13 protein-coding genes are annotated in these 13,646 nt (G+C 68.4%); 10 read left to right on the top strand and 3 right to left on the bottom strand.

The window, feature by feature from the left end; genetic code table 11:
• Positions 1–234 precede the first annotated feature (234 nt).
• The 3 genes from AC23D6_RS18395 (at position 235) to AC23D6_RS18405 (ending at position 3,802) form a co-directional block, all read left to right on the top strand.
• Positions 235–1,620 carry a DcaP family trimeric outer membrane transporter gene (locus tag AC23D6_RS18395; protein ID WP_487750644.1) on the top strand — a complete coding sequence of 462 codons (1,386 nt, stop codon included), beginning with the start codon at positions 235–237 and terminating at the stop codon, positions 1,618–1,620.
• 11 nt (positions 1,621–1,631) lie between these two features.
• The gene (locus AC23D6_RS18400) at positions 1,632–3,296 is read left to right on the top strand and encodes an MFS transporter (RefSeq protein WP_487750645.1); all 1,665 of its coding nucleotides are present in this window, start codon (positions 1,632–1,634) and stop codon (positions 3,294–3,296) included.
• Positions 3,297–3,421: 125 nt separating this feature from the next.
• A complete protein-coding gene (locus tag AC23D6_RS18405) occupies positions 3,422–3,802 on the top strand; it encodes a tautomerase family protein (protein WP_487750646.1) in 381 nt (126 codons plus the stop codon).
• 6 nt (positions 3,803–3,808) lie between these two features.
• On the opposite strand, the gene AC23D6_RS18410 is transcribed toward AC23D6_RS18405, so the two are convergent.
• The gene (locus tag AC23D6_RS18410; RefSeq protein ID WP_487750647.1) at positions 3,809–4,141 is read right to left on the bottom strand and encodes an EF-hand domain-containing protein; all 333 of its coding nucleotides are present in this window, start codon (positions 4,139–4,141) and stop codon (positions 3,809–3,811) included.
• A gap of 85 nt (positions 4,142–4,226) precedes the next feature.
• Between AC23D6_RS18410 and AC23D6_RS18415 the strand changes: the two genes are divergently transcribed.
• The 4 genes from AC23D6_RS18415 to AC23D6_RS18430 all read left to right on the top strand — a co-directional run bounded on the left by AC23D6_RS18415 (position 4,227) and on the right by AC23D6_RS18430 (position 9,351).
• A complete protein-coding gene (locus tag AC23D6_RS18415) occupies positions 4,227–5,060 on the top strand; it encodes an ABC transporter ATP-binding protein (protein ID WP_487750648.1) in 834 nt (277 codons plus the stop codon).
• Positions 5,053–5,880: a bifunctional DNA-formamidopyrimidine glycosylase/DNA-(apurinic or apyrimidinic site) lyase gene (mutM, locus tag AC23D6_RS18420; protein WP_487750649.1), complete on the top strand. Its 828-nt coding sequence runs from the start codon at positions 5,053–5,055 to the stop codon at positions 5,878–5,880. The genes AC23D6_RS18415 and mutM overlap by 8 nt, the downstream gene beginning before the upstream one ends.
• An 81-nt stretch (positions 5,881–5,961) precedes the next feature.
• On the top strand, positions 5,962–6,528 hold the full coding sequence (locus AC23D6_RS18425) for an ECF-type sigma factor (RefSeq protein WP_056881551.1): 567 nt from the start codon (positions 5,962–5,964) through the stop codon (positions 6,526–6,528).
• Positions 6,529–6,546: 18 nt separating this feature from the next.
• Positions 6,547–9,351, top strand: coding sequence for a protein kinase domain-containing protein (locus tag AC23D6_RS18430; RefSeq protein ID WP_487750650.1), 2,805 nt, complete (start codon positions 6,547–6,549; stop codon positions 9,349–9,351).
• A 6-nt stretch (positions 9,352–9,357) separates the two neighbouring features.
• On the opposite strand, the gene AC23D6_RS18435 is transcribed toward AC23D6_RS18430, so the two are convergent.
• Entirely contained in the window at positions 9,358–9,981 is a 624-nt protein-coding gene (locus tag AC23D6_RS18435; protein ID WP_487750651.1) for a thymidine kinase, read from the bottom strand.
• Between the two features lie 22 nt (positions 9,982–10,003).
• Complete coding sequence (locus AC23D6_RS18440; protein WP_487750652.1) at positions 10,004–10,732, bottom strand: hypothetical protein; 729 nt, start codon at positions 10,730–10,732, stop codon at positions 10,004–10,006.
• 97 nt (positions 10,733–10,829) lie between these two features.
• Here AC23D6_RS18440 and AC23D6_RS18445 point away from each other — a divergent pair, with 97 nt between their 5' ends.
• The 3 genes from AC23D6_RS18445 to AC23D6_RS18455 all read left to right on the top strand — a co-directional run bounded on the left by AC23D6_RS18445 (position 10,830) and on the right by AC23D6_RS18455 (position 13,642).
• Positions 10,830–12,806 carry a UvrD-helicase domain-containing protein gene (locus AC23D6_RS18445; RefSeq protein ID WP_487752680.1) on the top strand — a complete coding sequence of 659 codons (1,977 nt, stop codon included), beginning with the start codon at positions 10,830–10,832 and terminating at the stop codon, positions 12,804–12,806.
• A gap of 61 nt (positions 12,807–12,867) precedes the next feature.
• Positions 12,868–13,248 (top strand): hypothetical protein, encoded by a 381-nt coding sequence (locus AC23D6_RS18450; RefSeq protein WP_487750653.1) that lies wholly within the window; start codon positions 12,868–12,870, stop codon positions 13,246–13,248.
• Between the two features lie 19 nt (positions 13,249–13,267).
• Positions 13,268–13,642, top strand: a complete 375-nt coding sequence (locus AC23D6_RS18455) for a VOC family protein (RefSeq protein ID WP_487750654.1) — start codon at positions 13,268–13,270, stop codon at positions 13,640–13,642.
• Positions 13,643–13,646 lie beyond the last annotated feature (4 nt).

The following is a 13,646-nucleotide window of genomic DNA, read 5'->3' on the forward strand; positions in this document are numbered from 1 at the left end:
GTCCGACGCAACGAGTTTGACGCATACGGACGTGCCGCATTGCAGCATCCGGCTTAGACGATGGTCTTAAAGCAGGGGGAGCGCATGGTGCGACCGAACGTCGCACCCCTTTGCTGGCAAGGGGTTGTGCGCTCCGCGGCGCACTTACGACTAATGGCGAATAGGCGTCGTCGGCGCGCAGGCGCAAGTCTCCGTCAGCCGCGCAACGCGGCCATCAACCTTTCGGGAGGGGTTATGACCCAACGTTCCGCACTCATGGCGCGACGGCCACTGGCCGCCGCGCTTTTCGTCGCCCTCATTGCGCCGGGGATGGCGTTCGCACAGACCGCCAAGGAAAAAGCGCTGGAGGCCCGCGTCGCCGACCTCGAGCGCCAGGTGCAGCTGTTGCTGTCCGCGCAACAGCAGCAACAGACCCAGATCGCCACCACGCAGGAGCAGGTGACGCAGGTGCAGGCCAAGCAGGCCGCCGCACCGGCCGCCGTGCCCGCCGGCAAGCAGCCGATCCAGAGCACCACCATCCTGACCGCGGCCAACCCGGGCAGCACGTTCTCCTACGGCGGCTTCATCAAGATGGACGCGATGGTCACCGATACCAGCGATGGCCGCATCGCCGACGGCAATTCGGGCCGCCTGTTCTACGTGCCCGGCACGATTCCGGTGGGTGGGCCGACGGCTGACGGTGGCGACCCGTATGCCGACTTCCATGCGCAGTTCTCGCGCTTCTGGCTGAGCTCGGACTACGTGACCGAGGGTGGCGACAAGTTCAAGGCCTTCGTCGAGATGGATTTCTTCGGCGGCGGCAGCAACGCGCTGGCCGGCAACGAAACGGCGACCAATACCTACGCCGTGAGCCTGCGTCACGCGTATGTCAGCTGGAACAACTGGCTGGCCGGCCAGACCTGGTCCAACTTCATGGATACGGCGGCGCTGCCGGATGCGGTCGACTTCGTCGGACCGACCGATGGCACGATCTTCGTGCGCCAGGCGCAGTTGCGTTATACCAAGGGTCCGTGGTCGTTCTCGGTCGAGAACCCGCAAACCACGGTGACCCCCTACCTCACCGGCGCCCGCTTCAACAGCGGGGACAATGCCGCGCCGGACGTCACCGCGCGCTGGCTGACCAAGGGCGACTGGGGCCACTTCACCGTCGCCGGCATGGTGCGCCAGTTCAAGCTGCTGGACGAAACCGACACCGGCGCCTCGGTGAGCGTGTCGGGCAAGTTCAACCTGGGCAAGAGCGACGACATCCGCTATGCGGTGAACGCCGGCCAAGGCATTGGCCGCTATCTCGCCTTCGGCGTGGGCAGCGACGTGGTGACCGAAGCCAACGGCGACATCAATGCGCTGGACGGCTACGGCGGCTTCGTCGCCTGGCGCCACGTGTTCAGCCCGAAAGTCCGTACCAACCTGATGTACTCCGCCTCGCACTTCGACAACGATGCCGCCATCACCGGCTTCGGCGTCACCGAGCGCACGCAGTCGCTGCACGCCAACATCATCTATTCGCCGTTCCCGAAGCTGGACCTGGGCGCCGAACTGACCTACGGCCAGCGTTCGCTCGAGGATGACCGCGAAGGCGACCTGAAGCGTCTGCACACGACCGTCAAATACACTTTCTGAGGGGAAACCACATGAGTTCCACGACTGTGCAGCATTCGTCGTCGGGCGAGCTGACGAAGGGCCACAAGAAGGTCATCTTCGCCTCCAGCCTCGGCACCGTGTTCGAGTGGTACGACTTCTATCTCTATGGCTCGCTGGCGGCGATCATCGCCAAGCAGTTCTTCAGCGGCGTCAATCCGACCACCGGCATGATCTTCGCGCTGCTGGCGTTCGCGGCGGGCTTCTTCGTCCGTCCGTTCGGCGCGGCGTTCTTCGGCAGCCTGGGCGACCGCATCGGCCGCAAGTACACGTTCCTGGTCACGATCCTGATCATGGGCATCTCGACGTTCCTGGTCGGCGTGCTGCCCAACTACGCATCGATCGGCATGGCGGCGCCCGTCATCCTGATCGTGCTGCGCCTGGCCCAGGGCCTGGCGATGGGCGGCGAGTATGGCGGCGCGGCGACCTACGTGGCCGAGCATGCGCCAGACGGCAAGCGCGGCCTGTACACGGCCTTCATCCAGACCACCGCGACGCTGGGCCTGTTCCTGTCGCTGCTGGTGATCCTGGCCTGCCGCCTGTCGCTGGGCACCGAGGCGTTCGAAGCCTGGGGCTGGCGCATTCCGTTCCTGGCCTCGATCATCCTGCTGGGCATCTCGGTGTGGATCCGCCTGCAGTTGAGCGAATCCCCGCTGTTCCAGCAGATGAAGGCCGAAGGCAAGGGCTCGAAGACTCCGTTCCGCGATTCGATCAAGGGCGGCAACCTGAAGCTCATGCTGCTGGTGCTGTTCGGCGCCACCGCCGGCCAGGCCGTGGTCTGGTACGCCGGCCAGTTCTACGCGCTGTTCTACCTGCAGAGCATCCTGAAGGTCGACTCCACGGTCGCCTACCTGCTGATCGCCGCCGCGCTGTTCCTGGCCACGCCGTTCTTCCTGTTCTTCGGTTGGCTGTCGGACCGCATCGGCCGCAAGAAGATCATCATGGCGGGCTGCCTGCTGGCGGCGGTGACCTACTTCCCGATCTTCAAGGGCATCACCCACTTCGCCAATCCGGGCGTGGAAGAAGCCAGCCGCACTTCGCCGGCCGTGGTGGTCGCGGACAAGAACACCTGCAGCTTCCAGTTCGATCCGATCCCGGGCACCCGCAAGTTCACCAGCTCGTGCGACCAGGCCACCGCGGCGCTTGCCCGTGCCGGCGTGCCGTACAGCGTGGAAACCGCTCCGGCGGGCTCGCTGGCGCAGGTGCGCGTGGGTGATGCTTCGGTGTCTTCGTTCGAGGCCGCGGGCCTGTCGGGTGATGACGTCAAGGCCAAGACCACCGAGTTCGGCGGCGCGCTGAAGACCGCGCTGACCGCGGCGGGCTATCCGGAGAAGGCGGACACCGCTCGCATCAACGTCCCGATGACGATCCTGCTGCTGTGGGTGCTGGTGATCTACGTGACGATGGTCTACGGCCCGATCGCCGCGTACCTGGTCGAGCTGTTCCCGACCCACATCCGCTACACCTCGATGTCCCTGCCGTATCACATCGGCAATGGCTGGTTCGGCGGCTTCCTGCCGGCGATCTCCTTCGCGCTGGTGGCGGCCACGGGCAACCTGTACTACGGCCTGTGGTACCCGATCGGCATCGCGGTGATGACGCTGATCATCGGCACGCTGTTCCTGCGCGAAACCAAGGATGTCGACATCACGAAGTAAACGCGCCTCCCCCGGCCGGTCCCTCCCAGGGCCGGCCACCTCGACGCCGGCCCCCGTGGCCGGCGTTTTCTTTGCGCACAGGCCAAGGGATAAGCTGGCCGCCTCCGCCTACGTGGGAGCACACCATGCCGCTGGTCACCGTCACCGTCCGCAAGCCGAAGGACGCGGCCTTCAAGTCGTCCGTGCTCGATGCGGTGCATGCGGCGCTGGTCGCGTCCGGGGTGCCAGCGACCGACCGCTTCCAGCGCGTGCTGGAGCTGTCGGACGACGACTTCCGCTACGACCCGGCGTACCCGGATGTGGCCGGCGCGCGCGACGACGACTTCGTGCTGATCGAGATCCTGTGGTCGGTCGGGCGCAGCGTGAAGGTGAAGAAGGCGCTGCTGGCCGATCTGATGCAGCGCCTGCAGGCCGCAGGACGGAACCCGGAGAACGTCATGGTCTGCTTCAAGGAAACGACGTGGGAGAACTGGGCGTTCGCCGGCGGTCGTCTGATCCACACCTGAGGCAGGTCAGCGCGGCGGTGCCGCCAGTTCCTTTTCGCTGAGGACGCCGTCGCGATCCACGTCCTGGCGCTTGAAGCGCTCGGCCAGCTGGGCGAGGTGGGCCTCGCGGGTGATCGGCTTGCCGCGGCCGCCGGGCAGTTCGTCCACCGAGAGCACACCATCGCGGTTGCGGTCCATGCCATCGAAGGCATAGCTCATCCACGCTTGGTATTCGGCCAGGCTGACGCGACCATCGCGGTCGGTGTCCATCCGCGCAAGGTAGTCGCCGGTGGCGGTGACCTGCGCCTGCGCGGCGCAGGGCGGGCAGAGCATGGCGAGCAGGAGCAGGCGGGAGCGCATGGCCCCATTGTAGGGCGATGGCGCGCACGGCGGCGGCGTCGGCGATTCGGGTACGCTGCACCGGCTCGCCCCCGTCCCACCGCCGATGAACCTGCCTGCTTCCTCCTCTGCGACGACGCCGGTCGCACCCCTGTTCGAACTCGACCGCGCCACCGTGGTGCGCGGCGCTTCGCGCGTGCTGCACGACCTGTCGCTGCGCATCCCGCTGGGCCAGCACACGGCCATCCTCGGGCCGAACGGCTGCGGGAAATCCACGTTCATCAAGCTGATCAACCGCGAGCTGTATCCGCTGGCGCGCGAGGGCGATGCGCCGGTGAAGGTGTTCGGCCTGCGCCGCTGGAACGTGAATGAGCTGCGCAACCGGCTGGGCGTGGTCACCAGCGACCTCACCCGCGACCTGCAGCAGATGCCCTACCTGCGCGTGGAGGAAGCGGTGGTCACCGGCTTCTTCTCCAGCTTCGTCGTGCCCCCGCATCGGCACGTGGACGCCGAGATGCGGGCGAAGGCGCGGCGAGCGCTGGAACAAGTGCGCGCAACGCCGCTCGCCGATCGCCAGGTGGCCGAGCTGTCCACGGGCGAGATGCGGCGCGTGCTGATCGCGCGCGCGCTGGTCCATGAACCCGAAGCCCTGCTGCTGGACGAGCCCACCGCCGGGCTGGACCTGGTGGCGCGCCAGCATTTCCTCGGCCTGATGCGCAGCCTCGCCCAGCGTGGCATCACGCTGGTGCTGGTCACGCACCATATCGAGGAGATCATCCCGGAGATCGATCGGGTACTGCTGCTGCGCGACGGCGCCGTCTACGCCGACGGCGACCGCGCCGGCACGCTGACCGATGCCCACCTCAGCCATGCCTTCGGCGGCCCCGTACAAGTGCGCCGGGAAGGCGAGTACTACGGAGCCGTGCCCGCCCATGCCTGAGTTGCCCGAAGTCGAGACCACCCGCCGCGGACTGGCCCCGCACGTGGAAGGGCGCACGATCCAGGCGGTGACGCTGCGCCGGCCCGACCTGCGCTGGCCGATTCCGCCCGAGGTGGCGCGCGAGCTGCCCGGCCAACGCATCCAGGCGGTGCGCCGTCGCGCCAAGTACCTGCTGATGGACACTGAAGCCGGCAGCGCCCTGCTGCACCTGGGCATGTCCGGCAGCCTGCGCGTGCTGCCGGCGACCACGCCGGTGACCACGCATGACCACGTGGACATCGCCCTGGCCGGCGAGCGCGGGGGTGCCGGCCGCGTGTTGCGCTTCAACGATCCGCGCCGCTTCGGCTCGCTGCTGTGGCAGCCGCCCGGCGAAGTCCATGCACTGCTGCAGGGACTGGGGCCGGAACCGCTGTCGGACGCGTTCGACGGCGATTACCTGTTCGCGATGAGCCGCGGCCGCAAGGCGCCGGTGAAGACCTTCCTGATGGACCAGGCGGTGGTGGTGGGCGTGGGCAACATCTACGCCGCCGAAAGCCTGTTCCGCGCCGGCATCTCGCCCCTGCGCCCCGCCGGCAAGGTGTCCCGCGAGCGCTACCTGGCGCTGGCCGACGCCGTGAAGGCGATCCTGGCCTACGCGATCACGCGCGGCGGCACCACGCTGCGCGACTTCCTCAGCCCGGACGGGGCGCCCGGCTATTTCGAACAGGAGCTCTCGGCCTACGGCCGGGCGGGCGAGCCCTGCCCGCGCTGCGGCCGGCCGATGAAGCACGCCAGCATCGGCCAGCGCGCCACGGTGTGGTGCGGCCACTGCCAGCGCTGACCCGCGCAAGGCCTCGCCCCACTCACGTCGTGTGAGACAAATGACGTTATATTCGCGCCCTTGGCTCGTGGGGGAAGACGGATGGCCGACGCACCTGACATCACCTTGTGGCTCGACTCGGCCCGCAGCGGCGATCGCGCCGCGCTGGACCGCGTGCTGGCCACGCTGTACCAGGAACTGCACACCATGGCCCGCCGGCAACTGTCGGGCCAGCACGGTTACACCCTCGATGCCACCGCCCTGGTGCACGAGTCCTACCTGAAGCTGCTGGGCTCCACCGGTACGGCCAAGTTCGAGGACCGCGCGCACTTCTTCGCCTATGCCGCTTCGTCGATGCGCAGCGTGGTGGTCGATTACGCGCGCAGCCGCCTGGCCCGCAAGCGCGGCGGCGACCTCAAGCGCGTGGCCGACATTCCGGAGGAAGTGGAAGGCAACCTGCGCCTGGACGAGGACATGCTGGCGCTGAACGACGCGCTGGAGAAACTCGCCGCCGCCGACGAGCGCCTGGCCCAGGTGGTCGAGATGCGCTATTTCGCCGGCCTGTCGGAACTGGAAATCGCCGAACTGCTGCAACGCTCCGAGCGCAGCATCCGTCGTGACTGGCAGAAGGCGCGCATGTTCCTGCTGTCCGCGATGCAGGACACCTGAGCCGCCGCACGCCCACCGATGGACGCCGAACGCTGGCAACGCCTGTCACCGCTGCTGGACGTCCTGCTGGAGCTTGACCCGGAGGCACGCGCGCAGCAGCTGGAAATCCTGCGCGCGGACGACCCCGACACCGCGCGCGAGCTCGAGAAGCTGCTCGCCCTGGAAGAAGAAGGCGACGACTTCATCGACCAGCCGCTGGTCGACAAGCCCGGCCAGCTGAAGCCCGGCATCCGCATCGGCCCCTACCAGCTGGAATCCATGCTCGGCGAAGGCGGCATGGGCATGGTGTGGCTGGCCTCGCGCGCCGATGGCCTGTACCAGCGCCGCGTCGCGCTGAAGCTGCTGCGCCCCGGCCTGGCCGACCCCAACCTGCGACTGCGCTTCACCCGCGAGCGCGAGATCCTCGCGCGGCTCGAGCACCCCAACATCGCGCGCCTGCTGGACGCCGGCATCGGCGGCGAGGGACAGCCCTACCTCGCGCTGGAGTACGTCGAGGGCGTATCGATCACCGACTACTGCCAGGCCAACAACATCGGCCTGGAGGAGCGGCTGACGCTGTTCCTGCAGATCTGCGAGGCGGTGAGCCACGCGCACGCCAACCTGATCGTCCACCGCGACCTGAAGCCGTCCAACATCCTGGTGACGCCCGGCGGCGAAGTCCGCCTGTTGGACTTCGGCATCGCCAAGCTGCTGGACGACCCGGAGCCGGCGCCGGTGCATCCGCGCACCGAGGTGCGCGCCTTCACCCTGCACTACGCCGCGCCGGAACAGGTGCGCGGCGAATTGGTCACGACGATGACCGATGTCTATTCGCTGGGCGTGGTGCTGTACGAACTGATCGCCGACACCAAGCCGTACCGGTTGCGCCGGCAGACCGATGCCGAATGGGAACAGGCCATCCTCGCGGTGGAACCGCTGAAGCCCTCCGTGGCGACGCTGCGCACTACCGACGGCAGCCGCAGCCGCTGCCCGGACGCGCGACGCACGGCGCGCAAGCTCGCCGGCGACCTCGACAACATCGCGCTGAAAGCGCTGCAGAAACTGCCGGAACACCGCTACCCGTCGGTGGAAGCGCTTTCGCTCGACCTGCGCCGGCACATGGAGGGCCGTCCGATCCACGCGCGTCCCCAGAGCGTGGGCTACCGCCTGCAGAAGTACCTGGTCCGCCACCGCTGGGCCCTGGCGGGTGGCGGGCTGGCCGCCACCGTGCTGATCGCCGCGCTCGGCATGAGCCTGTGGCAGGGCCGCCAGGCGATGCGCGAAGCCGCGCGCGCGCAGGCCATGCAGGATTTCGTCATCGGCCTGTTCGACAACGCCGGCGCATCACAGCAGGGGAACACCTTCGATGCGCGCGAACTGCTGGCCGCCGGCGAGCGCCGTGGCGAGCGCGAACTCGCCAACCAGCCACTGGCGCAGGCCGAGCTGCTGGGCGTGATCGCACGCCTGCGCCTGGGCCTGGGCGATTACCACGAATCGCTGGCGCTACTGGAGAAGCAATCGCGCGTGCTCGCCATCGCCGACGACGCGCCGGACAGCCTGCGTTTGCAGGCAGCCACCCAGCACGGGCGCGTACTGCGCCTGCTGGGCCGTTCGCGCCAGTGCGTGCAGGCGATGACGGCAATGGAGGCGCGGCTGGGCACGTTGCAGTCGCGGCTGCCGCTGGCGGTGGCCGAATTCCAGTCGCAGAACGGTCGCTGTCGGGCCGACGCGGGCGAGAAGCAGCTGGCGCGGCAGATGTTCGACCGTTCGCTGACGATCCGCCGCAGCCTGAAGGACGAGGCCGGCGTGGCCGAGAACCTGCGCGACCTGGCGCAGCTGGACGTCGAGCTCGGCAATGCCGACGCCGGCGTGCGCGGCTACCGTGCCGCACTGGCTCACCTGCAGGCGCACGGCCATGCGCGCCACCCGCTGGCGGTGGAGATCCAGCGCAGCCTCGCCCTGCTGTACCGCAACCGCGGCGACACCGACGCGGCGCTGGCCTCGTTCCAGCGCGCGCGCGAACTGGCGGAAGACATCCACGGCCCGCGCCATCCGCTGACGCAGGCGCTGCGCCGGCACATCGCCGCCGTGCAGGTCGACCTGGGCCAGCTGGCGGAGGCCGACGCGGAGCTGCGGCGCCTGCATGCGATGACGATGGAGTCGCTGGGGCCGAACCACCGCGACGCCGCCTCGAGTTGGAACTCGATGGGCATCATCGCGTGGGAACGCGGCGACTACGACACCGCCGTGCGCGATGTGGCGCGCGCGGTGGGCATCTGGCGGGCGAACGAGAGCTTCCAGATCCTGCCGGGCGGCTTGTTCAATTACGGCATGGTGCTGCACAGCGCAGGCCGCTACGACGAAGCGCTGGCCGCGCTGGAGGAATCACGGCAGATGCGCGTGTCGACGATTGGCGCCAGCCATGCGCTGATCGGTGAGACTGATCGCATGATCGGCGAGGTGCTCGCGTCCAAGGGCGACCTCGCCGGCGCCACCGAGCGGTTCGACCGCGCGGTGCGTCTGACCCGCGTCGGGTTCGGCCCGGAGCATCCGCGCACCTGGTTCGCGGAGCTGTCGATGGCGCGCCACCTGACCCGGTTGGGCCGCCCGCAGGACGCGATCGCGCCGCTTGAAACGCTCGCGCGCCACGACGGCAGCGGCAGCGAAGCCCCTAAATTGCGCTGGTTGTCGCGCGCCTACCTGGCCGAAGCCCACTGCAAGATCGGCGAGAAGGACCGCGCGCGCCGCGAACTCGATGCCCTGGCCGGCGAGCTGCGCACCGCGCTGCCGGATGGCGGCATCATTCCGCGCGAAGTCGCCGAGCTGCGTACCGCCTGCCGCTGAGGCGGCTCACGCCAGCGGCAGCCCCGGCTGCAGCGGCTCGATACGGCCCTCGCCGCGCGCGATCTTCTTGAACTCCGCGCGGCTCACCGACACATAGCGCTCGTTGCCGCCGATCTCGACCTGCGGGCCATCCTGCACCGCCAGCCCCTGCTCGTTGACCCGCACGGTCATCGTCGCCTTCTTGCCGGTATGGCAGATGGTCTTGATCTCGCTCAATTCATCGGCCCAGGCCAGCAGGTACTGGCTGCCCTCGAACAGCTCGCCACGGAAGTCGGTGCGCAGCCCGTAGCACAGCACCGGGATACGCAACGCATCCACCACTTCGCTGAGCTGCCACACCTGCGCACGGGTCAGGAACTGCGCTTCATCCACCAGGACGCAGTCGAGCTTGCCGTGCGCGGCGATATCGTCGCGTACCCATCGCTCGAGGTCGTCGTCGCGCTCGAACGCCGCGGCGTCGGCGCGCAGGCCGATGCGCGAAGCCACCACGCCGGCACCGGCCCGGTCGTCCAGCCGCGGGGTGAGGATCGCCACCCGCATCCCGCGCTCGCGGTAGTTGTGGGCGGACTGCAGCAGCGTGGTGGTCTTCCCGGCATTCATCGCCGAGTAGTAGAAGTAGAGCTTGGCCATGCCCGGATTCTACCGCGGGGCGTCACCGGTCCTTGCCGGCCGGCGAGTCGGCCGCTTCCGCCGGCACGTTCTCGACCTCGCCCACCTTGACACGCCCCTTGAGCGGCGCTTTCCAGATCGCGTCCTGCAACTGCCAATATTTCTCGGGCTGCCAATACTGGGGTGCGTAGTACTCCTCGCCGGTCAAGGTCATGCCTGTGCCCGCCAACGGGCCGGTGTAGGGGACGATGGTGAGATTGCCGACGAACCCGACCCTGCTTCCCGTGCCGCGGCGCTGCTCGCGGCGCAGGACCTTTTCCAGCCGGGGCTTGGCAGCATCGTCGCCATACTCGGCCATGAGCGCCTCACCCCGCGAAAGCGCGTCGCGCTGTTCGGCGGCGTCGAGCGCGCTCCAGATGCCTTCGCGCCGCACCAGGAAATCGTGGTAAAGCCGCTCCGCTGCGATATCCATCCACGCATAGGCCAGCGGCCTGTCCATCGCCACACCGATGCCGTTCCAGTACATCTCGGCGATCATCGCCTGCGCCGGCTTGTCGCCGTAGTACGCCGCACGCCGAAATTCGGCCAACGCAACGGCGTAGTCCTTCTTCTCATACGACCGGACGCCCTCCGCCCTCCAGCGCAGATCCGGATGGGCGGCGAGGAAGCCTTCCGTCAGCACCGCCGGATCGATCTTCGCTTCCTGGGCGACGGACGGTACGACTGCCAGACCCATAACGACCGCGAACACAAGGCTTCGGAAGGCGTTCATGTCGTGGGCCTGCGTCCGGCGGCGGGAATGAACGCCATGCTAGGAGAAGCCGCGCGAGGTTGTCTGTAAACTGATGGCCTACGCAGACGCACTCCCAATGCACGGCCTCAACCCCCCCCAAAGCGCCGCCGTCCTTCACAGCAAGGGCCCCCTGCTGGTGCTCGCGGGCGCCGGCAGCGGCAAGACGCGCGTGATCGTGGAGAAGATCGCCCACCTGATCTCCGGTGGGCATTTCCCGGCGCGCCGGATCGCGGCGATCACCTTCACCAACAAGTCCGCCAAGGAAATGCGCGAGCGCGTGGCCAAGCGGATCAAGGGCGATGCGGCCGACGGCCTGACGATCTGCACCTTCCACGCACTGGGCTTGAAGTTCCTGCAGATCGAGCATGCCGCGGTGGGCTTGAAGCGCGGCTTCTCCATCTTCGATGCCGACGACGCGAGTGCGCAGGTCAAGGACCTGATGTACGGCGCCAAGCCCGACGACGTCGAGATGGCGAAGAACCTGATTTCGCGCGCCAAGAACGCCGGTCTCTCGCCCGAGGAAGCGCTCGCCGAGGCGCGCACCAACCGCGAGAAGGAAGCCGCGCTGCTGTACCAGCGCTACCAGGACCGGTTGACCACGTTCAATGCCGTCGACTTCGACGACCTGATCCGCCTGCCGGTGCAGGTGCTGGAGAACAATCCCGAGATCACGGCGGCATGGCGCGAACGCATCGGCTACCTGCTGGTCGACGAGTGCCAGGACACCAACGATGCGCAGTACCGCCTGCTGAAGGCGATCGCCGGCGAGCGCGGCGACTTCACCTGCGTGGGCGACGACGACCAGAGCATCTATGCCTGGCGCGGCGCGAACCCCGACAACCTGCTGCAGATGGCCAAGGACTATCCGGCCTTGCAGATCATCAAGCTGGAGCAGAACTACCGTTGCAGCAACCGCGTGCTGCGCGCAGCCAACGCGCTGATCGCGAACAACCCGCACGAACACCCGAAGAAGCTGTGGAGCGACCAGGCCGACGGCGAGCGCATCCGCGTGTGGGAGTGCCGAGACAACGAGCATGAAGCGGAAAAGGTCGCGGCCGAGATCTCCTTCGTGCACGCCTCCAAGAGCGCGGCCTGGAGCGATTTCTGCATCCTGTTCCGCGGCAACCACCAGTCGCGCGCCCTGGAAAAGGCGCTGCAGCTGCTGCGCATCCCCTACCACCTGACCGGTGGCACTGCGTTCCTGGAGCGCCAGGAAGTGAAGGACGCGCTGTCATGGCTCCGCCTGCTGGTGAATCCGGACGACGACGCGGCCTTCCTGCGCGCGGTGCAATCGCCCAAGCGCGAGGTCGGCGCCACCTCGCTGGCCAAGCTCGCCGAGATGGCGCAGCACGCGCACCTGCCGCTGTCGCGCGCGGCCGAATCGATGGGCGCGCTGAAGGCGTTGCCGCCGCGCGCCGCCAACGGCCTGAGCGCGTTCAACGACATCCTGCGCGACCTGCGGCGGCACGCCGGGGAACTGCCGCCGGCCGATCTCGTGCGCCGCCTGAGCGAGCGCTCCGGCCTACTGGCCGATCTGCGCGCACAGTGCAAGGACGAAGCCTCGTTCCAGCGGCGGCGCGCCAACCTGGACGAACTGGCGGACTGGTTCGAGGGCGGGCCGCGCGGCAGCTCCGCGGGCGACCTCGCCGCGCAGCTTGCGCTGCTGTCGCGCAACGACAAGGACGACGGCGGCAACCAGGTGCGGCTGATGAGCCTGCACGCGGCCAAGGGCCTGGAGTTCCCCTATGTCTTCATCGTCGGTTGCGAGGACGGCACGTTGCCGCACGAGACCAGCGTCGAAGAAGGCAACCTGCAGGAAGAGCGTCGCCTGATGTACGTGGGCATCACCCGCGCCAAGACCCAGTTGTGGCTCAGCCACAGCCGCGAGACGCGCCGCTTCGGCGAACGCCTGCGCCTGCAGCCCAGCCGCTTCATCGACGAGCTGCCCGCCGACGAGTTGCAGCGCGACGGTGCGGATCCGGTGGCCGATGCCGAGCGCAAGAAGGAGCGCGCCAGCGCGGGTCTGGCGGCGATCCAGGCGATGTTCGACTGAGGCCGTGCCCACGCCGCGCGCGACGCGGTACGCTTGGCCCGCATCCACGGGAGCACAGACGATGACGCGCAACAGCCGGATCTGGTGGCTGGTGGGTTTCCTGATCGCCCTGGTCGGCGTGGGTTTTCCGTACTGGCGGACGCCTTCCGCGATGACGGCCCTGCCCAGTGCGTTCTACGGCCCCGGTCTGGCCGCGCTTGCCGTGGTGGCGATGATGCTGCGCGCCTTCGGCACCGGCCGCTTCCTGCCGCTATGGCTGCTCATCGCCGCCGCCGCGCCCATGGCCGTCGTGCTGCGCCTGCTGATCGGCGACACCGCGGGCGCGCCGGTGTCGTGGCCGCGCGAACTGCTGATCGCGTGCGCCCTGGGCCTGGCGGCCTCGCTGGTCGGCACGCTCGTCGGCAGCCTGTTCCTGCTGCGCAGCAGCCGTAGACCGACCTGATCCTGCCGGAGGTTCCGCGATGACCACGACGCTCTCCACCATCCGCCAGATCGCCATCACGGTGAGCGATGTCGACGCTGCGCTCGTGTTCTATCGCGATACGCTCGGCCTGGCATTCCTGTTCCGGCCCGCGCCGACGCTGGCCTTCCTGGATGCCGGCGGCATCCGCGTGATGCTGACCACGCCGCAAGGCGCCGGCGCGGCGGGCGCCAACTCGATCCTCTATTTCAGCGTGGACGATATCGAAGCGACGCAGGCCGCCCTGGTATCGCGCGGCGCCACCGAAGAGCGCGCGCCGCAACTGGCCGCGCGCATGCCCGACCACGAACTGTGGACCGGCTTCCTCCGCGATCCGGACGGCAATCTTGTCGGCCTGATGGAAGAGAAGCGCTGAGGCA

Source organism: Pseudoxanthomonas sp. G3 (assembly GCF_057654715.1).